Here is a 22725-nt window from a genome sequence, read left to right on the forward strand (position 1 = left end):
ACGAGGTAAGAGCATGAGTGAAGATAAATTACTGTCAGCTAAGAAAAATGCAGATAATAATGATGAGATTTTGCAGTGGGTTACGTTCAAGCTAGAAGATGAAACTTATGGCGTAAATGTAATGCAAGTGCAAGAAATACTGCGTTACACCGAGATTGCTCCTGTACCAGGTGCACCTTCGTATGTGATTGGTATTATTAACTTACGTGGTAATGTTGTTACCGTTATTGATACTCGCTCTCGTTTTGGTTTACCTGATATTGAAGCGACGGATAATTCACGTATTTTAATTATTGAAGCAGAAGAGCAAGTGATTGGCATTCTAGCCGATAGCGTTTCTGAGGTTGTTTACCTACGTAGCTCTGAAATTGACAGTGCGCCAAATGTAGGTACAGAGGAAAGTGCTAAATTTATTCAAGGTGTATGTAACCGCGACAATGAGTTACTTATTCTGGTTGATTTAAATAAACTACTTAGTGATGACGAATGGGATGAGTTAAGCGATATATAAGCTTCTCTACATAAAACTATGTTATTACTTGGTATTGCTATTGCGGGTTTAGTTTTTGGACTATTCTCGCTGCTTTTAATTGTGATGTTTAAAAAGCGCTATGCGAGTGAGCTTGGCGCGCAATTACAACAGTTTAAAGATTCATCAGAGCAGATTAATATTTTACGTAGCGAAGTGTCAGAGTTGCGAACCGGTTTACTGAGTATTGGTAAGCGTGTGCTTGAGGTAGAACAACAAAACCAAGAGCTGATACAGCAACAAGCAGCTCAAAAATACGATGACCCCGATGCTAAAATATACTCTCGTGCGGTAAAAATGGTTGAGTTAGGTGCTGATTTAGATGAGGTTATTCGCGAATGTGAATTACCCCGCGCCGAGGCTGAACTGTTGTTTTCATTACACAAACAAAAAGGCGCTTAGCGCCTTTTTTGCTTTTATAACACTGCGTTATGCTTTTATATTTAGCTTTCCCTGAAAGTCTTGCCAACCAGGCGGAAACTTTCCTCTAACCACGTATGAAAACGCAATGAGCTCAGCAATAACAAAGTACAACTCTTTGGGGATCTCTTCTGCGAGGTCTAGTTTCGATAGTGTATTTGCAAGTGCTTCATCTTGATGGATTAAAATTCCTTTTTCTTTGGCTAGGGCAATAATTTCATCCGCCAGTTCACCAAACCCTTTAGCACTTACAATGGGTGAATGTCCCGCCTCGTAGAGTAGTCCAATTGCTGAATTGCTTTTTGATGACTCAGTCATGGCTAAACCTTAATATTAATAATGGCATGGGATTGGTAAAATGCTTGATGGTTGTCATCCGCTCGTTTTAGTTTAAGCTCACCCACTTGTAAGCCTTGTTTTGCCAGTTTTGAGCGTAAATTATCAAGATGTGGATGAGCTAAAGCGCTCACCGCTTGGGTTGAGGCTAACAACTGACAATCTAAAGCTTTATCCATGAGTTCTGCGATTATTTGTAGCTTACCCAGCTCGGCATAATCAAAGTTGAGCCTAACAAACCAAACATTTTTATCCGCTAGTTTACCGCTACTGTGCTTTTTATACTGCCCTAAAGTTATTTCTGTTTGCGCCGCTTCAGCAGGCAACTTCATCGGTAATAAAAATTGTACCAAGGCGTTTGTGTCAGGTTGTTGACTAATCGCGGGCGTTTGTACTTGGCTTAATGTGTTCTTAATTTGGGTTAATTCACCTGCTAATGCTTGTACTTGTGGTTGCTGTAATTGTTCCAACAATTTATTGGCGCTATTACCCACTTTAAACGTCGGTAATAAAACCTGCAGTAAAGCTTCTAAACCCGTTTGATTATTAATACTCACCGCACTTGGATTTTGGTTAATGATAGGCGCGGCTAAAATGCTTAATGAAAGCTGTTCAACACCTCTATTAAACGAGCTTTGTAAGATGTCGCTTTGAAGTTGTGTGGGCTTTATGGTGCTGAGTATTTCGCGCTGTATGGTTGCTGGGTGCAAATTACTATCTGACAACATGCGATTAAAAGCCTGATTAACTAAACGGTTTAAATCGGTTCCTTGATCAGTCAGTTTGCTTGTAATGGTATTAAGTTGGCTGCTTACTATTTGGTTGGTCGCATCTTTTTGTTCTATTGAGGTGTTTGGACTGTGTTTTAAAACCGTCGCTAATAAGAGTTTTTCTAAAGGCTGTAAGCTCTGACCAAATGTAGCCGCGTTAGTTGGTGAGGATGAAAAAGGAGTCACTAAAGGAGATAAAGCGAGTGCTGCTAACGGTTGTTGTTGCCACATAGAAACGCTTGATTTTATTTGCTGGGTAAATTGCATTAGGGGCGGCGCTAAATTTGACACGTTTTTTAATTGTGTCATGTCAATTTTTTGCATTGGGGTGAGCCATTTTTGCTGAGCATTGCCTGTAAATACTGGTTTTTGAGATGAGCTTACCGAGGTCGTAAATGGCTTGCTTTCAAAGTACTTTACCGCATCTAAAATACGTGTTTTAAAATCAGCAAAACTGCTTTTTAACCATGATTGTATGGGACTGTTTATCGTGCTGAGCGGATGCTGTTTACTTGGCGAGGGATCAATTAGGCCTTGCGACTGTTGCAAAGAGAGCATCTCATTAAACGGTTTACTAAATGAGTTTTTAAGGCTCACAGTCATAGTGTGATAAGCGGTTTTGATCAGTAATTTATCTGCTTGGTGAGTAATGTTTACCTTAGTCGGGATGGTAGGTAGTTCACTTAATTGTCGGTGACTTAGGTTAATAGTTAATGAGTCTTTAAAAGAGTTTGGGCTTAATACCGCAAACTTAGGCATAGCATGAAGCTGAGCAGGGGTTAAATTACTGGCAAGCAACTGTGTTAGTTTGGCTTGGTTTATTGGCTGTGAATGCACTATATCAGCAAAACGATTAATGATATTTAGCCGTGTACCTTTGCCATCAGTCTCAATTATGCCTTTTAATAAGGGTTCTTGTGCTAGTAATTGCGCTATTTGTTTATTAATGGCGATGCTGGCATTAAATGTTTCAATCACCAGTTTTGGCGTTGGCTTTAAAGTAACTTGTATCGATAGCGGGTTGTTTTGAATATCACTCTGGGTGTTTATAAAATTTAAAAATCGTTGTAACTGATCCGGTTGTTTAATTGATAAGGTACTGTTGTTAGGAATAATAGTTAAGCTTTTACCATCTGCACTTAGTTGTATGTTAGCACTCGCTATTTTTTCAACGTTTGTTGGGGCTTCATTAACCATGAGTCGAATTGTTTGCCAATGCTTATTCATAAACACATCTAAGGTTACTGACTCTTTAGAAAACTGAATGTTTTTAGCCGCCAGCACTTCTTCAGGCAATGTCGGTAACACAGGTTGACCTGAATTGCTTGTTTGATTACTAACCTGTGGGTTAGTCAATGTAATGTGCGTTGGTGTATTCATTATTTTATATCAAGTTTTCTTTATTTTAAGTAAATCGATTCTAAAGCAATATTCGTATTACCCTATCATTTATGGTAGACTTACCGCTAATTTTTGGCAGAGAGAATCGTCATCTTGTTACACATTAAGTCCGTTACTTGTATCAAGCAAGAGCGTTGTTTGTTTGATGAACTTAATTTTAGCCTTAAAAGCGGTCAAATCATGCAGTTAGCTGGTCCTAATGGGGCAGGTAAAACATCGTTATTGCGCATTGTTGCCGGTTTTTCGCTGCCAGATGAAGGTGATATTTTATACCTTAATCAATCTATCAAAAAATATTATGACGAATACGCCAGAGACTTATTATATATAGGCCATAAAACTGGTGTGAACGTACAACTCAGTGCACTTGAAAATGTAACACATTGGTTGGCTATTAATGGTTACGTTGACACCCCTGACTTATACTCTTTATTAAGTAAGCTAGGTTTGGTAGGGCTGGAAGATGTGCCTGTTAGAACCTTATCGGCGGGTCAACAAAGACGAGTAGCTTTGGTCAGATTATGGTTATCTGAAGCTAAGTTGTGGATTTTAGACGAACCTTTTACTGCGCTCGATAAAAGTGGCGTTGCCTTTTTACAGCAACGTTTTACTGAGCATTTATCAAAGGGGGGCGCCATTTTGTTAACAACACATCAAGACCTAACCACCCATTTTAGTGACTTACAAACCTTGACTTTGGAGTACCGCCACTAATGACACGACAGCACTCATATTGGCAGTTATTTGTCGCGGTATTTAGTAAAGACGTTAAGCTCGCTTTTCGTCAGCGTGCTGAAATAGTCAATCCCATCTTGTTTTTTTTAATTGTTATCTCGTTATTTCCATTAGCGATAGGGCCTGAGCCTGGGTTGTTATCAAGAATGGCGCCGGGCATTATCTGGGTTGCGGCTTTATTATCAACCATGCTTGGACTCGATAAGCTATTTAGAGACGACTATAACGATGGCTCTTTGGAGCAACTAATTGCTTCTTCGTATCCTTTATCATTAACCGTGTTAGCTAAAGTAGCGGCACATTGGGTGATCACTGGCTTACCGCTGGTACTAATGACCCCCTTATTTGCTTTGTTATTAAATTTAGAAACGACGGCCTTAATGGCCACGTTATTAACGCTATTACTAGGAACTCCCTTATTGAGCTTTATTGGCGCAATAGGAGCGGGTTTGACTGTGGGATTACAAAAAGGCGGCATTTTAATGAGTCTGCTCGTTTTGCCTTTGTATATTCCGGTTTTAATTTTTGCAACTTCCGCTATTGATACCAGCACTATGTCGCTGGATTACAGTGGTCAGCTTGCAATCCTTGGTGCCATGTTAGTCGTTGCTATTATCAGTGCACCAATTGCCATATCATCAGCATTAAAAGTGAGTGTAAGTTAATATGTGGAAGTGGTTACATCCGTATGCGAAAGCAGAGCGAGCATATCAGTTATGCAATACTCTACTGCCATATTTTGCAGTAGTAACGGTCGTTAGTATAATTGTTGGTTGGGTTTGGGGGTTAGGTTTTGCCCCTGCCGATTACCAACAAAAAGACAGTTACCGTATTATTTTTATTCACGTGCCCTCCGCTATTTTATCTATGGGCGCATATTCATCAATGGCGATTGCTGCCATTGTTGCCTTGGTATGGCAGTTACGTAATGCCGAGCTTGCGGTAATTGCAATTGCGCCTGTTGGTGCGTGTATGACAGCAATAGCTTTAATTACTGGTGCTGCATGGGGTAAACCTATGTGGGGAGCATGGTGGGTATGGGATGCTCGGCTGACTTCTGAACTTATTTTATTATTTTTATACTTAGGGGTGTTGTCTTTGTACCATGCCTTTGAAGATAAAAAGTCAGCCGGTCGCGCCGCGTCAATTTTAGCTATTGTTGGGGTTATTAACTTGCCTATCATTCACTTTTCGGTGGAATGGTGGAATACCCTGCATCAAGGGGCGAGCATCACTAAATTTAACCGCGATGCGGTTGATCCAAGTATGTTTTGGCCGCTAATGATTAACATTTTAGCCTTTGCCGCGTTTGTTGGTACTGTGACTTTAATTCGTCTTAAAAATGAAATTTTACACCGTGAAAAGCACCGCCCATGGGTGCGACAGTTGTTAACTAGGGGGTAATTATGCAGTTTGACTCGTTTTCAGATTTTATTGCAATGGGAGGCTATGGTTTTTATGTGTGGCTTTCTTTTGGTACATGTGCATTGATTCTATTAGGTATTTTATTTAGCTCGTTACGCGACAAAAAACAAATTTTAGCGTCAGTTGAGCAGCAAATTGCACGTGAAACTCGAATTAAAAATTCTAAGCAGGAGCAAACCTCGTGAACCCTAGACGTAAAAAACGCCTTTTGGTTATTATCGCCGTACTCTTTGGTATTGGTGGATCAATTGGTTTAGTGTTGTACGCCTTACAAGAAAATATTAATTTGTTTTACACCCCCAGCGAATTAATTGATGGTAAAGGTCCCAATAAAGAAAAGCCGTTTGTAGGCCAAAAGCTGAGAATTGGCGGCATGGTAGTGCCAGGCTCTGTGATCAGAAATGAACAAAGCTTAAAAGTAAGCTTTAAGCTGATTGATACGGGGCCATTGGTAACAGTGCGTTATCAAGGTATTTTGCCTGATTTGTTTCGTGAAGGACAAGGGATTGTTGCGCAAGGTGTGTTAGTAGAGCCTAACGTGATTGAAGCATTTGAAGTGTTGGCCAAGCATGATGAAGAATATATGCCAGCCGAGGTTGCCGAGGCAGTAAAAGGAATTAAGCACGAGAAACCAAAATACAATTTAGATAGTGGGAGCTAATATGATCCCAGAACTTGGTTATTTTTCCCTAACATTGGCCATGGTACTGAGTATTCTGTTGTGTATTTTCCCACTTTGGGGTGCACACACTGGAAACCTTCGTTTGATGCGCGCTGCGCCATCACTTGCTATTGGTCAGTTTGCATTTGTTGCTTTGTCTTTTGCTGCGCTTATTTATGCCAGCTTAACCGATGATTTTACCGTATCTTATGTAGCGTATCACTCAAGTAGCACCTTGCCTTGGTATTATAAAATAACCTCAACATGGGGTGGCCATGAAGGCGCTATTTTACTGTGGTTATTAATGCAGGCCGGTTGGACCGCCGTTGTTGCTTTGCGTTCAAAGTCACTGCCTTGGGTACTTCGTGCTCGCGTATTAGGTGTGCTTGGTTTTTTAGGTGTCGGATTTATGATGTACACCTTGCTACTTTCAAGTCCGTTTGAACGTTTACTGCCCTATTTCCCTGTTGAGGGACGCGATTTAAATCCATTATTACAAGACCTGGGGATGATCATTCACCCTCCATTACTTTATATGGGGTATGTCGGTCTTTCTGTTGCTTTTGCCTTTGCTATTGCCGCGTTGTTAACCGGCAAACTTGATAATACGTGGGCAAAATGGTCACGCCCATGGACGATGACAGCATGGGGCTTTTTAACCTTAGGTATCACCATTGGTAGTTGGTGGGCCTATTCAGAGCTAGGCTGGGGTGGCTGGTGGTTCTGGGATCCCGTTGAAAACGCATCACTCATGCCATGGTTAGTCGCAACCGCGTTACTGCACTCTTTAAGTGTGACTGAAAAACGTGGCGTATTTAAATCATGGACAGTGTTACTGGCTATTGCGGCGTTTTCATTAAGCTTACTGGGTACTTTTATAGTTCGCTCAGGGATTATTGTTTCGGTGCATGCATTTGCAACAGACCCTGATCGTGGCTTATTTATTCTTGGCTTTTTGGCCGTAGTTGTTGGCGGCGGTTTAGCGTTGTATGGCTTGCGTGTTTCACAAGTTAAAAGTGAAGGGCGTTATAAATTTGTATCGCGTGAAGTGGCTCTTTGGTTAAACAATATTTTCTTAGTAGTTGCTACATTAATTGTACTGTTAGGTACATTATTACCTATGGTGCACAAGGAAATGGGGCTAGGCAGTATTTCAATTGGCGAACCTTTCTTTAATAAAATGTTTGCTATTTTACTGGTGCCATTTGCTATTTTAATGGGCATCGGACCTTTCCTGCGTTGGAAGCAAAATAAGTGGGCCTTTTTACAAAATAAAATATTTGTAGGCGCATTAGTCAGTATTATCATTACCTGTGCGTGGTTATTTAGTAGCTATGAGGTAGTGACTCCATTAACACTTTTAGCAACCACGCTAGGTGTATGGATATTTATTGCCACTTTTATTGATTTATATACCAAAGCAGCGGTTCATGGCTCGCTTAAACTCGGTATAAAGCGCTTAGGTTTAAGCTATTGGGCAATGGTGCTGGGGCATGTTGGTTTAGCCTTTGTTATAGCGGGCATTACACTCACCTCGGCGTATTCAGTTGAGCGTGATGTATCAATGAAGCCTGGTGATAGCGTACAGCTAAATCAGTATCAATACCGCTTTGAAGGTGTGAAGACTATTCGTGGTGCAAACTACAGTGGTCATGCAGGTGTCGTGACGGTATTAAAAGGGAATGACACTGTAACGCGTTTATATGCAGAAAAGCGTCGTTACGATATTGGTATGCAATTTATGACCGAAGCCGCTATTGATGCCGGATTCACTCGTGATTTATATCTTGCGCTTGGTGAGCAACTAAGTGAAGGGGCATGGTCATTACGTATTTACCATAAGCCGTTTGTACGTTGGATGTGGATTGGCGGTATTCTGATCTCACTCGCTGGTTTTGTGATTTTATTCGATAAGCGCTATCGCGCCTCACCGCGAAAAGATGAAATAGAGGGGGCAGTATGAACCGTAAACTTATCGCAATTGCCCCTTTATTAATTTTTATCTTTATCTGTGTGTTTTTATACCAAGGGTTGTTTGCCAACCCGCGGGAAATACAAACAGGGCGAATTGGTCAAACGGTGCCTGCGTTTAATTTACCTGATTTAATGCAAGACGATAAACGTTGGACTGATGAGCAGCTAAAGGGTGACGTGTATTTGCTAAACGTTTGGGGCACATGGTGTCCGACGTGTTTAGCTGAGCTTGGCTATTTAACTAAGCTACGCGAGCAAGGGGTTAAAATTATCGGCTTGTATTATGTACAAAGTTACGACGCCGATTTTGATGGCCCATTTGATATGCAAGCGCTGCGTGATGATGTGAGTAATATGCTTTCACGTGCGGGCGACCCTTATCAATTTAATATTTTAGATTTAGAACGTTCATTGTCTTTAGATTTAGGGGTGTCCGGTGCACCAGAGACATTTTTAGTAGATAAAAATGGCACCATTTTGTTACATCACACTGGTGATATAAACCCTCGAGTTTGGCGTGCTAAGTTTGCGCCTATTATGCAGGAGCTGCAGCCATGAGATTGTTTTTATTAACCCTTAGCTTGTTTGTTAGTGTAGCTGCGTTTGCTCAGCAAGACCGTTATCAATTTGATAGCAACGAGCAAGCTGTTCGCTTTGAAGAGCTAACAAAAGAATTACGTTGCCCGAAGTGTCAAAATCAGAATATTGCTGACTCTGATGCTGTTGTCGCAAAAGACTTGCGCGAGCGAGTGCTGGCGTTGGTAAAAGATGGCAAAACCAAAGATGAAGTTATTGATTACATGATTGATCGATATGGCTATTTTGTTCATTACGATCCACCGGTAACACCTGCCACGTTAATACTGTGGGTACTTCCGGTACTCATCGTAATAATTGGGTTTGGCTTTATTGTGATTCGCCAACGTAAAGCGTCGGTAAAACAAACTTGGAGTGACGCTGATGAAGTGATGCTCAATAAGCTGATTAAACAAAATAAACATCAGGAGCAAAGTTAAATGATTTTAATGTGGGCGTCTTTTGCTTTACTCACACTCATTGCATTGCTGTTTATTATTGTGCCTTTTTTAAAAAAAGAGCGCATAGTAACCATCACCCACAACGCCAATGCACAGCTTATCAGCATTTATGAACAGCGTTTAGTTGAATTACAGGCAGATTTAGATAATCAACGTATAGACTCGCAAAATCACAGCGAAGCTATTATTGAATTAAAACGCCGTTTACTTAATGAATTATTGCCAGAGAAGTCACTAAATAGCCGTGGTGACAATCGTATATTTGCTTTAACAGGGGCGGCGTTTTTAATTGCATTAGCAGGTATTTTTTATGCAATGACAGGCAGCCAGCAACAAATTGCAGCTTGGCATGATGCAATGGATAACTTGGCCGATTATGGTCAGCGCGCCGTAATGCAAAAGGGCGAGCCATTAACTAAAAATGAGTTACAAGCGTTTGCCCTAGCACTGCGTACTAAGTTAAGCCAAAGCGGTGATGATGAAGTCGCTTGGATGTTGTTAGGGCGTGTTGCTTTAATGCTAAATGAATTTGATATGGCGAAACAGTCATTCGATAAAACATTAAAAATAAACCCTGATAATATGCAGGCGCTTGTTAGCTACTCTCAGGTGCTATTACTTGAGGGCAGTGAAGAGAACATGACTCGTGCAGCGGGTATGCTTTCTAAAGTACTGCAAGCTCAACCAAATAACCTTGATGCGATTTCGTTACTTGCACTGATCGCCTTTGAGAGAAAAGACTGGCTACAGGCAAAGGCAGCGTTTGAGGTGTTACTTGCAAGTATGGATGAGTCTGATACGCGCTATGCTATGATCAACCAACGTATTAGCGAAATCGATCTACAAATTGCTCAGCAAAACGTGGCAACCAGTGGCGATCAGTTAGCGGCTCAAAGTATTCAAGTTACCGTTGATATCGATAGCCAACTTGCAGACAAACAGCCCAATAACGGTATTTTGTTTGTGTTTGCTAAAGCGGCTAAGGGATCACCGATGCCTTTAGCCGTGGTCAAACTAACAGACTATAGCTTTCCAATTACGGTTGAGCTGAGCGATGCTAATGCCATGATGGCAGGGCTAAACTTATCGAGTGCGAGTGAAATTATCATTTCTGCGCGTATCTCTAATGATGATTCAGTTATGCCAAGCACTGGGGAGCTTGAAGGGCATTCTCAAGTGCTTGCTTCTAAAGAGGTGCGCCAAGTGCAACTGAACATTGATACATTAATACCTTAAGGATTTGAGATGTTAAAACAAGGCTTACTTTTATTATGTTTACTCACGTTATCGGGTTGTGCTCAAGTGCCTGAGAGTAAATATGATGAGCGCGATCCCATACAAAGTGTAAACAGACCTATTTATGACTTTAATATGGACGTACTTGATGCTTATATTTTAAGGCCTGCGGCAGTGGGTTATATAACAGTAACCCCACAGCCTGTGCGTCGAAGTATTGTGCATTTTACCGATAATATTACAGCACCGGTTGATATTATTAATGCGGGTCTGCAAGGAAAGCCAAGCAGTGCCGGAATTAATTTTGCGCGCTTTTTAGTGAATTCTACGGTGGGAGTGTTTGGCTTATTTGACGTTGCAAGTTCGTTAGGGCTTGAAGTAACTGATGAAGATTTTGGCCAAACCTTAGGTGTGTGGGGAGTAGGCGATGGTGCCTATTTAATGATCCCGGCAATGGGGCCATCAACTGCACGTAACTTAACCGGTGATGTTGTTGATAATGTGGTTTTACCTAAAATTGCACTGACTACACCACAAACAATTTTAGTGTTTGCGTTAAAGGCGGTTGAGGCAAGGGCGTCTTTAATGGCTCAAGAGGGTTTATTAAATGATTCATTAGACCCATACCTGTTTGTTAAAGACATTTACTTTCAGCGTCAGTTATATGAACTCTACGATGGCAATCCGCCAATAAAAGAAGAGCCTGAAGATTTTGACGAAGATTTCTTAGAAAGCCTTTAATAAAAATAAAACGCCAGCAAATGCTGGCGTTTTATTTTTAGTTATTAATTACTAATGAGCGCTTTAATTATCAATCATTATCTGCATTTGTTCACTAACCCAATTAAGTGCTTCGTGGTAAGCATCAGGCACATCATCACCTAAGTTAAGCTGTTGGGCTTTATCGTTAGCAGCGTGCCAGTTACCCTGCTCATAGAGGGTTACTAAGTTTAAATACTCAGCAAGCAGCCCTTCATTGTTTAACAATGCCGCTTTTATCTCATTTGAAAGCGGTAGTTTAAGCATTACACTGTCCATCTCTTCATCTAGTATGGCATCCATAAGCGACATCATGCCGGTTAAAAATGCTATTCCTGTATCTCTAAGTTTGCCATGTGAAATTGCTAAAAGCTCACAAAAACGCGCGCGTGTTAGCGACAACCTAATAAGCTCCAGAGGTTTGTCTGCAGAGACTTGTGCGGCAAATAATAAAGAGAGTAGTTTTTTTATTTCAGCCGCGCCCAATACAATAAGCGCTTGTTTTATAGTGTTTATTTCAGAGCGGCGAGCAAATGCTGCCGAATTTGAGTAGCGTAGCAGCTTATACGATAAGTTGACATCACGCTCAAATACATCGGTGATTTTTTTAAGATCCATTTCTACGCTGGATGTTTCATAGAGTAGCTCAGCCAATGCCATGCCCGATGGCGGTAACGCCTTGCTTTGCACCATTTCTGGTTTTGAAAAGAAAAAGCCTTGAAAGTATTCAAAACCTAGTTCAAAAGCTTGATTGTAAAGCGCGTAAGTTTCAACTTTTTCTGCGAGTAACTTGATATGTGGGTAAGGTTTTAAATCCTCTATGATCGTTTTAACGTTTTCAATATCACAAGTTAAAAAGTCGACTTTAATAATATCGATAAACGGATAAAAGTGCCGCCATACAGGTTGATGTGCATAGTCATCTAGCGCTAGCGTATAGCCTTTTTCTTTTAGGTCTTTAACAATTGCCAATAAGCGTTTACCTGGCTGGACGGTTTCGAGTATTTCAATTACCACCCCATCTTTGTTTAAAAGGGTTGGGTAGCCTTTTAACAAGGTGTCTAAGGTAAAGTTAATATAAGCGGGTTTATTATCAGTTAAATCTTCTAAGCCAAAGTTAAATTGACTGCCTTCAATCAGTCGAGACGTGGCTTCATCGCCGTCAATATTTGGAAATACGTTATCAACTCCATCACGAAATAAAAGCTCATAGCCAATTAGTTCTTTATTGCGATCTAAAATAGGTTGCCGAGCAGCGTAAAAATACATATTGGATTCCGAAAGAGTAGAAATTGATTAACATTGTAATAATATATTGGAAAACATTCAAAATAGCATCGGTAAAATGAACATTATTAATAAAATACTATGGTTGGTTTGGTATTTCTTAATCTAATTTTATTGTTTTTCATTTTATTTGTTGCAAAAGTGAGCTAACCGATGGTTTTTTATCTACTTAAATGAGCGGGTTGGAGTTATTAGCAATTACCGTGTTATAGTTCAGTAGAAAGCTTTTATTCCAATACTGTCTTAATTATAAGATTTCAAGAGTCATTATTTGGATTAAAAGCCTGTTATTACTTATTTAAGTGGAGGCAAATTTGGAAACAGGAATGATTATTTCACTGGCATTATATTTTATTGTAATGCTGGGAATAGGACTATACGCATATAAGCAATCTACCAGCGATATATCAGGGTATATGCTAGGTGGTCGTAATTTAGCCCCCAGTGTTGCTGCCTTATCAGCGGGTGCATCAGACATGAGTGGTTGGTTACTTATGGGCCTACCTGGCGCAATGTACTTATTTGGGCTTAGCAAGGTTTGGATTGCTATTGGCTTAGTATTAGGCGCATGGGCAAACTATTTCTTAGTCGCCCCAAGACTGCGTGTTTATACTGAAAAAGCAAATGACTCTATTACCATCCCTGATTATTTTGCAAATCGTTTTGATGATAACAAGAATATCCTCCGTGTGATCTCTGCAATTGTTATTATTGTGTTCTTTACTTTGTATACTTCATCAGGCGTAGTCGCCGGTGGTAAGTTATTTGAAAATTCATTTCAGATGAGTTACGAAATGGGTTTATACATCACCACGGGTGTGGTTGTTGTTTACACCTTATTTGGTGGTTTTTTAGCGGTTAGCCTAACAGACTTCGTGCAAGGTTGTATTATGTTTATCTCCTTGCTTGCAGTACCTATCGCTACTTATATGATGCTTGATCAGCCATTTATGGATACTTTAGCAAATGCAAATTACCAGCAGTTGTTAAGTTCACCAAAAGCCAGTGAAATCCATTCATTGAATATGCTTGATTGGTTTGCTGGTGGTTCTACCATTGCTATTATTTCTGCGATGGCTTGGGGCTTAGGCTACTTTGGTCAGCCACATATTATTGTTCGCTTTATGTCTATTCGCTCAGTGAAAGAAATGCCAACTATGCGTCGTATTGGTATGTCTTGGATGACACTATCTGCGATTGGTGCGGTATTTACCGGTTTATTTGGTGCTGCCTTTATGATTGAAAACCAAATGCCTATTGCCGATAAAGAGACCATTTTCTTAGTATTAGCTGAACTTATTTTCCACCCATTAATTGCTGGCTTCCTACTGGCTGCTATTTTAGCTGCGATTATGAGTACGATTTCATCGCAATTATTGGTGTGTTCAAGCTCGCTTACTGAAGACTTCTACAAGATTTACTTAAACCGCGATGCCTCGCAAACTGAGCTGGTGTTAGTAGGGCGTATTAGCGTAATACTGGTTGCGTTATTTGCTATTTACCTAGCGTATGACCGTAATAGTTCAATACTTGATTTAGTTAGCAACGCATGGGCTGGTTTTGGTGCTGCATTTGGTCCACTTGTCTTGTTTAGCCTTTACTGGAAACGTATGAACTTAAAAGGGGCTATTAGCGGTATGGTTGTTGGTGCTTTAACAGTGCTTGTATGGATTTATGCGCCTATTACCATTAATGGTGAGAGCTTAAGCAGTGTAATTTATGAAATCGTCCCAGGCTTCATTTTAGCGAGTATTGCTATTGTGGTAGGAAGCCTTGTGACAGCTGAACCGAAAAAAGAAATTACTGATCTGTTTGATGAAGTTGAATCGTCATTGTAACTGATTAGCTAACGTAAAGTGTTGGTTTTTATAAATGCCAATCAGTTTAACTGGTTGGCATTTTTTTATTGGCTGACCTTTAGAAAAGACCATTCATCTCGTTTAATCACCGATTACTTGCCTTTAGCTATTATTATTTAAAGGCATAAAAAAACTGAATTCGAATACCGAATTCAGTTTTTTAACAATTACTATTGAGCTTTTAAAAGTACTAACTCGCTGCTTTATCTTTTATATCCGCAACGTTATCTGACTTTGTTTTTTTAGCTTTAGTGGGTACTTCTTTACCACCTTTAAGTACGGCCATAAAGTCGTCTTTACTTTTTGCAATCTCCAGCGCGAGCGACTCAACCTGTTGTTCACTTAGTGGTACATCTACTTTTTCAAGCATGAGTTCTAGTGACTCGGCAATATCGAGCATTTTGTCATAGGCATCAGCTTCTTTTTTAGTAGTAAACGTCATGCGCTCGACTCCGTTTCGTTCTACAACATATTTAACAACAACAGCCATGATTTCTCCTGCTTACTTACGTGGCAATATGATTAATTTAAATCATTAGATTACTGTTTTTATATACAGTACAAGCTTGCGCGCGTTTTTGCAAGCTTTAGCCTTAGTTTATCTGCAGCTTGGTTGACAATAAAGAGTAACTCTACTTTATTTATTAAGTCACTTTATAACGCGTTGCAGTAAAGGAGTCGCAAGGAGTGATTGTTACCGTTAGTACTTAGTAACCACAACGTTATGTAAAAGTGCTGGGTGTAAATAATCAACAAATGTTCATGTGAGAACACAAAAGGAAATAGTATGAAATTAATTAAAATCATCTCATTAGCCGCTGCTTTATGTTTATTACCTATGGGTACCACCTTTGCGCAAAGCGATATGCTATCAGAGCAGATGCAATCAGCCGTGGTTAATATTAATACTGCTGATTTAAAACAGTTAATTAAGTTACCAGGTGTCGGCAAGAAAAAAGCACAGGCAATTATCGATTATAGAGAAACCAATGGTGATTTCGCATCACTTGAAGATCTAGCTAAAGTAAAAGGGGTGGGTAAAAAAATGCTAGCCAAACTTGATGGAAAGGTGGCGTTTTAACTTAAAAGGGCGCTATGCGCCCTGATCAAACTGTTTTAAGGCAGCACCAAGGTGCTTTTTAGCAAAATTAACATCTACGGGGGCAGTTAATAGCGGGTAGCTTAAACCAGCCACAATCAAAAAGGGCACGAGTAGCCATCCTTCAAAAAGGGTAAATATTAAAAAAAATGGGCTTAGCAGCATAAGCTTTACAATACGCATTAACACTCTGTCACTAGGAGAGAGCATACTTAACGAGATCGCAATAACGGTTTGTCTTTGACGAACTTTTAAGTGTTTAAGTTCGTCAACGTGGCTTGAAAAAAAAGTAAACATATTAAAGTGACTTTTTAGTTATTAATCGGCTGGCCACCAATATAAAGAGTGTGGCGGTAAACAATACAAAAATAACTTCCATCCATGCTGGCATACTTAAGCCTGCAAATTGCCAATCTATGTTTCCGCAATCACCGGTTGCCTCAAAAAATTGCGGTATCCAATGATGTAATGGCATAAACTCTGGAAAATTTGGCTCAAACTCACAGCTAAATGCGAAGGGGTCAGTGGTTGTTTGCATTTCAATGTGCTCACGAGCTATTAGTAACCCCCATACACTTGAAACCCCCCACACTGTATAAGCGACAATACGGACTACGAGGTTGTTTGGTTTACTGGCGCCAATAATACCGGCAAAAAGTAAGCCTAATACCGCGGTGCGTTGGTAAATACACATAATGCACGGCGCTAACCCCATGTTGTATTGGAAAAAGAGCGCGATGACTTCAAGCAGAAAAACAATCCCACTGAATAATAACCAAGGTGTACGCTGAGTACTTAGATTAGCAAGCCAGTTCATAACAAATCCGTATTTAAATAAGGGCTTAGATTATGACGTAGGATAAACAGCGGAGCAAGTAAAAGGGAAAAGTGAGGAGCTATGAAATTTCCTAGCTCCTCAAAGTCGGGGAAGCTCTTAATGCCCAGAATTCGCTACAGGGATGTGGTGTTGTATTATCCCCCAGTCATAAAACAAACTGGTTATTTCACTCAAGCCAAAATAAGTCGCGCTTAACCCAACAAAGGTAAGCACAAAAGTGTAAGGTAAAGCCATATACACCATTCGACCGTAAGATAGGCGTAACACGGGAGCTAGTGTTGATGTCAGTAAGAATAAGAAAGCAGCTTGACCATTAGGGGTGGCCACGCTGGGTAAGTTTGTGCCGGTGTTTATTGCCACTGCAAGTAAATCAAATTGGTCTCGAGTTATTTGACCTGCTTTTAGAGCTGCAGCAACTTCATTTATATATACAGTGCCGACAAATACATTATCACTGACCATTGAAAGCAATCCATTAGCGATAAAAAACATCACCAATTGTAAGTGCCCTTCAAATGTTAGTACCCAAGTAATCACGGGAGTAAAGAGTTGTTGATCGATGATTACTGCAACCACACTAAAAAATACACAAAGTAGTGCAGTGAAGGGGAGGGCCTCTTCAAAGGCTTTACCGAGTTGGTGCTCTTCTATTATGCCGGCCGACGACGTGGCTAAAATAATTACCGATAAACCAATTAAGCCCACGGTTGCTAAATGTAACGCTAAGCCAGTAATTAACCAGATAGCGATAAGTGCTTGAATTGTGAGGTTCACTCTATCGCGTTTGGTACGTTTTTTATCAAGTGTTTGTGCATGGTTTTTTAAAATAGCATGAATTGTTTCTGGCAGTTTTGCCCCATAGCCAAAGGTTTTTGTTTTTTCTAATAAAAAGGTTGTTAATAAGCCCGCAAAAAGCACGGGTAAAGAAACGGGCAGCATTCTTAAAAAGAACTCACCAAATAGCCAACTTGCTCGCTCTGCAATAATTAAGTTTTGTGGTTCACCAACCATAGTGCACACGCCGCCAAGTGCGGTCCCAATCGAGGCATGCATGAGTAAATTACGTAAAAAAGCACGAAACTCTTCAAGCTCTTGACGGTTTATCTCTTTTACTTGGTTATCATCGTTAATATCGTGCTCACTAATAAAATCTTTTCCTGAGGCCACCTTGTGATAAATACTATAAAAGCCCATGGCCACCGCAATAACAACCGCCATTACAGTTAGGGCATCTAAAAAAGCTGATAAAAACGCAGCAGCTATTGCAAACGCAAGCGATAAAACGGTTTTACTTCTTACTGAAACCACTAACTTGGTAAAAATATACAGCAGCAGATCTTTCATGAAATAAATACCGGCAACCATAAAAATAAGTAATAAAAGCACATCTAGGTTTTGTGCTATTTCATGTTCAACTTGCGTGGTTGATGTCATACCAATTAATAGTGCCTCAATGGCAAGTAGACCACCAGGTTGCAGTGGGTAACACTTGAGCGCCATGGCCAGTGTAAAAATAAACTCAATAACCAGTACCCAGCCAGACAAATAAGGGTTTAATTGAAACAGCAGCGGGTTAATTATTAAAAATGCAATAATGGTGTATTTATACCATTGAGGTGCTTTACCTAAAAAATTTATAAATATTGCAGATGGGACACTCTGTTGCATGATTTTTCCCTAGGGAGGCGTTTAATAGTCTGGTTAATGTCATTAACTTAGTCCAGCCTATAGAGGGTGTAAACAACTAAATAATAATAGTCAAAGTGTCTGGTATGAATAATAGGTTGGCATTCATAGTGTGTTTAAAACCTATCGGTAAAACTAGCGAATCATACAAGTAAAGTTGCCTTTTTAATCACATGCCTAGGTAATTTAACTTACTTTACTTGTTAGTTGTGGCTTGTCTGGTACAATCAGTCAGTTAATCGTATGTAGCGATGTGATGTGAATTAATTCGAGTAGGAATTGAATGAGAATTTTTAAAGCGAAAAGCCCAGCAGGATTTGCTGAGGAGTACATAGTAGAGTCAATCTGGAATGGTGATTTTCCTCCAGGTTCAATTCTGCCAGCTGAGCGTGAACTCTCAGAGTTAATTGGTGTTACTAGAACCACATTGCGTGAAGTGTTACAACGATTAGCCAGAGACGGTTGGTTAACAATCCAACATGGTAAACCCACTCGCGTTAATAATTTTTGGGAAACGTCAGGATTAAACATTCTTGAAACACTGGCACGTTTAGATGAAGATAAAATGCCAGAGCTAACCGATCAGTTACTCTCAGCACGTACTAATATCAGCGCAATTTATACCCGTGCAGCTATAAAACTTGCACCAGAGCGTGTTATCGAAATTTTATCACAAAGCGATGAATTAGAAGATAGCGCACAAGCGTTTGCAGATTATGATTATAAAGTTCATCATGAATTAGCTGTTGCCGGTAACAATCGCATTTATGTGCTCATCCTTAATGGCTTTAAAGGTTTTTATTCTAAGATTGGCTGTCATTACTTTTCAGATCCTCGCACTCGCGAGCTTGCACGCCAGTTTTATAAAGACTTAACTAAGCTTGCTGAGAATAAAGAGCACGATGGTGCAATATTCATGATGCGTAAATATGGTCATCAAACCGGTGAAATATGGCAACATATTCGCGGTGATATGCCTAGCGATATTATGGATTAGTAAAAAGAACCTGCTTAAAGCAGGTTTTTTTATGATCAAAAATCAGTCCATTTATCAAGCGTTCGCTATTTTAGAACGGTGCTATCTATAAATACGATTGTTAATTTATTTTTTATAGCCATAGAATAATGTTTAATTAAATATGGTTGCTATTGTAATTTTAAAATTAGTGCCCATATTAGTAATCAGTATTGCGTAAGCAATTGACAATAAACTCAAAATATTTGGAGAATAAAATGGGTGTATTAGTAGGCCGTCAGGCACCAGACTTTACCGCTGCAGCTGTTCTAGGTAACGGTGAGATTGTAGATAGCTATAACCTTCACGAAAAAATCAAAGGTAAAAAAGCAGTAATCTTTTTCTACCCTCTAGATTTCACATTTGTATGTCCTTCTGAGCTTATTGCTTTTGATAAGCGTTATGCAGAATTCCAAAAACGTGGTGTAGAAGTAATTGGTGTTTCAATCGATTCACAGTTCTCACACAACGCATGGCGTAACACGGCTGTAGCAGACGGCGGTATTGGTAAAGTTCAATACGCACTAGTTGCAGACGTTAAACACGAAATCTGTAAAGCATACGACGTTGAGCACCCAGAAGCGGGCGTTGCATTTCGTGGTTCTTTCCTAATCGATGAAGAAGGTAACGTACGTCACCAAGTAGTGAACGACTTACCACTGGGTCGTAACATCGACGAAATGATCCGTATGGTTGATGCACTAGCATTCCACAGCGAGCACGGTGAAGTATGTCCTGCTGGTTGGACTGAAGGTAAAAAAGGAATGGACGCAAGCCCTGAAGGCGTTGCTAAATTCTTATCTGAAAACGAAGGCGAGCTATAATTTAGCCCTTTAGTTTAAGATAAAAAAACCGCCAAAATGGCGGTTTTTTATTATTTTAAATTAAAACGAAAAGCTCACTTTAGTATAAATGTAACGACCTCGAGGGTTGTGTACACCCGATGCGTAACCATACAGATCTGAATCACCGTCACCAATTGCAAACGGTGGCTCTTCATCAAATAAGTTGTTCACACCTAGCGATACTTTTGCTGACTCAGTAATACGATATGATGTTTGTAAATCTACCAGTACTTGTGAATCAACAGTACGCGATGTATTACTATCGAAGTCTAAGTTACCATCGAAATCGATATCTGGCGTATCTTCAAACTCACCTACATAACTAATGTTCATGTTTGTGTTGAACTGACCAATTTCCCAGTTAGTTGAGAAAATCCAGCGATGCTCTGGGTAACCATATTCACCAGTGTAATCGCGGCCATCTTTTTCAAATTTATCCTGATAAGCCCATTCTAAATTGAATTTTAGTAAGCCTAAATCATCCAGTGAGTGGTTGTAATTTGCTGAAATATCAACGCCCGAAACTTCTTGTGATGATACATTTTCAAAAGTACTGAAAATCTTTTGAATAGTCCCTAAACTGTCTGTACCTGAAGGAGGTAAGCGAACACATACGGTACTGTTTTGGTTATTACACTCTGAGTTGTAAATTGGACCAAACTCTTGCTCATCAATTTTATTGTCTTGGGTGATACTCCATACATCTACACTCAAACCAAAGTCAGTTGTAGGTGCCCAAATAAAGCCGACGTTCCAAGATTCAGACTCTTCAGCTTCTAAGTCAGGGTTACCGGCAAATTCAATGTTGTAATCTAGCGGATCACAATCTTTACCTGTTGCATCACAGCGATAGTTATCAATAAAGAACTGACTTTCCTGAGATGGCCCTAAACCTACTTGTGCAAGTGACGGTGCTCTGAAGCCTTGCGCCCATGAACCACGTACTGTGATTTCATCTGTAGGTGCCCAGCGTAAAGCAACTTTAGGGTTTGTCGTAGTGCCAAAGTCACTGTAATCATCGTAACGGCCAGCAAGTTGTAGCTCTAAGTTTTCCGCAAGTGGAATTGAAAACTCTACATAGGCCGCGTACTGGTCGCGCTCTGCGGCAGCTGAAACAGACTCGGTACCAAAGATTAATCCACGTTGGAATTGATCATCTGGCGTATCCGTTACGTCTTCTTCGCGGTATTCAATACCGGCCGCCATCATGACAACATCATCACCAAAGCTAAATGCTTCACCTGAAATGTTAGCATCGAACGACGTCATATGAGACTCGCCTTGACGAACCAAGCTCGTAGTAATTCTATCAATTACGGCCGGATCGTTGTAAGTGCCGCCAAATGGGTTGTAGTTACCGGCATCAATTTCTTGTTGTAAGAAGTCGGTGCGTACCCAACCTTGTGAGCGATCCCCAGTTTGTAATGACTTACTACGTCCTTTTTGTACCGCTGTTTCCCAGCTCCAATCGTTTATTTCACCTTTTAAACCAGCAACAAAACGTAATGTGTCTGATTCGATATCCCATTGGCGCGCACCTGCATCGACAGTTCTAAAATAATTAATCCCTACATCTTGTCCAAATGGATTATTAGGGTGACTCCCTGTTACTGTTAAACCCGCATCTTTATCAAGTGGCGTTGGCGCACCCGCTGCAACTGAGCTGTTATGCTGTACAGCCATTTCTAAAAAGCCGGTGATACCATTGTCAAAGCGGTATTCAAATTGTGAAATTGCGCCCACACGTTCTGACGCCGGGGCAATATAGCCGAATGGACCATAATCAAAAACACAGCTGTTACTGCTACTTATTTGGTCAGTAGGACAGCTAGGATCTGGCGTTTGAACACCATTTACATCGAACGAGCCAGGGAAACCACGTGATGAACGAAAATCCATGCCACCATATGGAGACTGGTTAGCAGTACCTAAGCGGCCCATTTCATCTGATGATAAAGAAGTGTTTTTAAAGTAATCAATAATAACGGATGCACTACTTTTTGCACTTGTTGTACCCCAAACAATGCTAGCCGTGGTTTCTTCATAGTTAGGACCATCTGTGCCGCCGTAACCTAAATTAACTTCAATACCGTCGATGTCTTTTTTCAAGATAACGTTTACAACACCTGCTACAGCATCAGAGCCATAGATTGCTGATGCGCCATCTTTTAAAATATCAATACGTTCGATTGCTGAAACAGGAATACTGTTTATATCAACAAATGAGTTGGTGATCCCTTCTGCAAATGCGCTTATAGCAACACGACGACCATTAATAAGTACCAAGGTAGCATCAGCCCCTAAACCACGAAGGCTGACGGCAGCTGAACCATTAGCGGTCGAGTCTTGGTTATTACCACGGGTTGAAAAGGTACCATTACCTGCAACAGGCATTCTTTCAAGCAGCTGTTGTAGGTTGTCATAACCCATGTTTTCGATGTCTTCTTTATTAATGGATTGTACTGGTGATGGGCCTTCTATATCGGAACGTTTGATACGAGAGCCTGTTACTTGAATACGTTCTACTTTTTCTGCAGTTTGCTGTGCAGCATAAGTTGTTGTACTAAAACCTGCTGACAATGCGATAGTAGCACCGATGATTAAGCTCGGTGTAAATGCAATTGAGCGATACCAACCCATCATAGAAAATGTTTGCTCAGAGAGCGTTCTACTGGATTTTATCAAGGCGCCATGATGATGTAATAGTGGTTTCTATTACGAAGAGTGGTAACGCAGAGAAAGTTCTGCAGATGCTCTCCCATAGGGCGAGTTTTAAAAGTGCTTAAACTGCGTTTTTTGAATTTTAAAGAGAG

24 protein-coding genes are annotated in these 22725 nt (G+C 40.3%); 16 read left to right on the forward strand and 8 right to left on the reverse strand.

Features of this window, described 5'->3' with window-relative positions; all coding sequences use genetic code 11:
• Positions 1–13 precede the first annotated feature (13 nt).
• On the forward strand, positions 14–511 hold the full coding sequence (locus L641_RS0112285) for a chemotaxis protein CheW (protein WP_008112225.1): 498 nt from the start codon (positions 14–16) through the stop codon (positions 509–511).
• An 18-nt stretch (positions 512–529) separates the two neighbouring features.
• Positions 530–931, forward strand: coding sequence for a DUF2802 domain-containing protein (locus L641_RS0112290; RefSeq protein ID WP_008112228.1), 402 nt, complete (start codon positions 530–532; stop codon positions 929–931).
• 27 nt (positions 932–958) lie between these two features.
• Here the strand turns inward: L641_RS0112290 and L641_RS0112295 are convergent, their stop codons facing one another.
• Together L641_RS0112295 and L641_RS0112300 are read right to left on the reverse strand one after the other, a co-directional pair.
• Entirely contained in the window at positions 959–1267 is a 309-nt protein-coding gene (locus L641_RS0112295) for an EscU/YscU/HrcU family type III secretion system export apparatus switch protein (RefSeq protein WP_010387940.1), read from the reverse strand.
• 2 nt (positions 1268–1269) lie between these two features.
• On the reverse strand, positions 1270–3435 hold the full coding sequence (locus L641_RS0112300) for a flagellar hook-length control protein FliK (RefSeq protein WP_024602035.1): 2166 nt from the start codon (positions 3433–3435) through the stop codon (positions 1270–1272).
• A gap of 114 nt (positions 3436–3549) precedes the next feature.
• Here L641_RS0112300 and ccmA point away from each other — a divergent pair, with 114 nt between their 5' ends.
• The 10 genes from ccmA to L641_RS0112350 are packed head-to-tail and all read left to right on the forward strand — an operon-like array spanning position 3550 to position 11265.
• A complete protein-coding gene (gene ccmA, locus L641_RS0112305; protein WP_076916065.1) occupies positions 3550–4170 on the forward strand; it encodes a cytochrome c biogenesis heme-transporting ATPase CcmA in 621 nt (206 codons plus the stop codon).
• The gene (gene ccmB / locus L641_RS0112310) at positions 4170–4856 is read left to right on the forward strand and encodes a heme exporter protein CcmB (RefSeq protein WP_024602037.1); all 687 of its coding nucleotides are present in this window, start codon (positions 4170–4172) and stop codon (positions 4854–4856) included. Before ccmA ends, ccmB begins: the two co-directional genes overlap by 1 nt.
• A 1-nt stretch (position 4857) precedes the next feature.
• Complete coding sequence (locus L641_RS0112315) at positions 4858–5595, forward strand: heme ABC transporter permease (protein ID WP_024602038.1); 738 nt, start codon at positions 4858–4860, stop codon at positions 5593–5595.
• Between the two features lie 2 nt (positions 5596–5597).
• Positions 5598–5801 carry a heme exporter protein CcmD gene (gene ccmD, locus L641_RS0112320; protein WP_008112240.1) on the forward strand — a complete coding sequence of 68 codons (204 nt, stop codon included), beginning with the start codon at positions 5598–5600 and terminating at the stop codon, positions 5799–5801.
• Positions 5798–6277, forward strand: coding sequence for a cytochrome c maturation protein CcmE (gene ccmE / locus L641_RS0112325; RefSeq protein WP_008112242.1), 480 nt, complete (start codon positions 5798–5800; stop codon positions 6275–6277). The genes ccmD and ccmE overlap by 4 nt, the downstream gene beginning before the upstream one ends.
• 1 nt (position 6278) lies before the next feature.
• On the forward strand, positions 6279–8240 hold the full coding sequence (locus tag L641_RS0112330; RefSeq protein WP_024602039.1) for a heme lyase CcmF/NrfE family subunit: 1962 nt from the start codon (positions 6279–6281) through the stop codon (positions 8238–8240).
• Positions 8237–8809, forward strand: coding sequence for a DsbE family thiol:disulfide interchange protein (locus L641_RS0112335; RefSeq protein WP_013465537.1), 573 nt, complete (start codon positions 8237–8239; stop codon positions 8807–8809). Before L641_RS0112330 ends, L641_RS0112335 begins: the two co-directional genes overlap by 4 nt.
• A complete protein-coding gene (locus L641_RS0112340; protein WP_013465536.1) occupies positions 8806–9267 on the forward strand; it encodes a cytochrome c-type biogenesis protein in 462 nt (153 codons plus the stop codon). Before L641_RS0112335 ends, L641_RS0112340 begins: the two co-directional genes overlap by 4 nt.
• Positions 9268–10524: a c-type cytochrome biogenesis protein CcmI gene (ccmI, locus tag L641_RS0112345; protein ID WP_024602040.1), complete on the forward strand. Its 1257-nt coding sequence runs from the start codon at positions 9268–9270 to the stop codon at positions 10522–10524.
• Positions 10525–10533: 9 nt separating this feature from the next.
• On the forward strand, positions 10534–11265 hold the full coding sequence (locus L641_RS0112350) for a VacJ family lipoprotein (RefSeq protein ID WP_008112252.1): 732 nt from the start codon (positions 10534–10536) through the stop codon (positions 11263–11265).
• A 63-nt stretch (positions 11266–11328) separates the two neighbouring features.
• On the opposite strand, the gene L641_RS0112355 is transcribed toward L641_RS0112350, so the two are convergent.
• Positions 11329–12552, reverse strand: coding sequence for an HDOD domain-containing protein (locus tag L641_RS0112355; protein WP_013465534.1), 1224 nt, complete (start codon positions 12550–12552; stop codon positions 11329–11331).
• Between the two features lie 344 nt (positions 12553–12896).
• Between L641_RS0112355 and putP the strand changes: the two genes are divergently transcribed.
• Positions 12897–14408 (forward strand): sodium/proline symporter PutP, encoded by a 1512-nt coding sequence (gene putP / locus L641_RS0112360; protein ID WP_008113313.1) that lies wholly within the window; start codon positions 12897–12899, stop codon positions 14406–14408.
• 211 nt (positions 14409–14619) lie between these two features.
• Here the strand turns inward: putP and L641_RS0112370 are convergent, their stop codons facing one another.
• A complete protein-coding gene (locus L641_RS0112370; RefSeq protein ID WP_013465532.1) occupies positions 14620–14919 on the reverse strand; it encodes a YebG family protein in 300 nt (99 codons plus the stop codon).
• 297 nt (positions 14920–15216) lie between these two features.
• Between L641_RS0112370 and L641_RS0112375 the strand changes: the two genes are divergently transcribed.
• Positions 15217–15510, forward strand: coding sequence for a ComEA family DNA-binding protein (locus L641_RS0112375; protein WP_024602041.1), 294 nt, complete (start codon positions 15217–15219; stop codon positions 15508–15510).
• Between the two features lie 12 nt (positions 15511–15522).
• Here L641_RS0112375 and L641_RS0112380 read toward each other — a convergent pair whose 3' ends face one another.
• The 3 genes from L641_RS0112380 to nhaB all read right to left on the reverse strand — a co-directional run bounded on the left by L641_RS0112380 (position 15523) and on the right by nhaB (position 18034).
• On the reverse strand, positions 15523–15825 hold the full coding sequence (locus tag L641_RS0112380) for a DUF6170 family protein (protein WP_024602042.1): 303 nt from the start codon (positions 15823–15825) through the stop codon (positions 15523–15525).
• A gap of 1 nt (position 15826) precedes the next feature.
• Positions 15827–16345, reverse strand: a complete 519-nt coding sequence (gene dsbB / locus L641_RS0112385) for a disulfide bond formation protein DsbB (protein WP_024602043.1) — start codon at positions 16343–16345, stop codon at positions 15827–15829.
• Between the two features lie 117 nt (positions 16346–16462).
• Positions 16463–18034, reverse strand: coding sequence for a sodium/proton antiporter NhaB (nhaB, locus tag L641_RS0112390; protein WP_008113298.1), 1572 nt, complete (start codon positions 18032–18034; stop codon positions 16463–16465).
• A 301-nt stretch (positions 18035–18335) separates the two neighbouring features.
• On the opposite strand from nhaB, the gene fadR reads away from it, so the two are divergent.
• Both fadR and L641_RS0112400 read left to right on the forward strand, forming a co-directional pair.
• Positions 18336–19049, forward strand: coding sequence for a fatty acid metabolism transcriptional regulator FadR (gene fadR / locus L641_RS0112395; RefSeq protein ID WP_008109093.1), 714 nt, complete (start codon positions 18336–18338; stop codon positions 19047–19049).
• 236 nt (positions 19050–19285) lie between these two features.
• Complete coding sequence (locus L641_RS0112400; RefSeq protein WP_008109095.1) at positions 19286–19891, forward strand: peroxiredoxin C; 606 nt, start codon at positions 19286–19288, stop codon at positions 19889–19891.
• A gap of 60 nt (positions 19892–19951) precedes the next feature.
• Here the strand turns inward: L641_RS0112400 and L641_RS0112405 are convergent, their stop codons facing one another.
• Complete coding sequence (locus tag L641_RS0112405; RefSeq protein WP_024602044.1) at positions 19952–22555, reverse strand: TonB-dependent receptor; 2604 nt, start codon at positions 22553–22555, stop codon at positions 19952–19954.
• Positions 22556–22725 lie beyond the last annotated feature (170 nt).

Origin of the sequence: Pseudoalteromonas sp. TB41 (assembly GCF_000497975.1) — a bacterium.
Classification (GTDB): Bacteria; Pseudomonadota; Gammaproteobacteria; order Enterobacterales; family Alteromonadaceae; genus Pseudoalteromonas; species Pseudoalteromonas tetraodonis.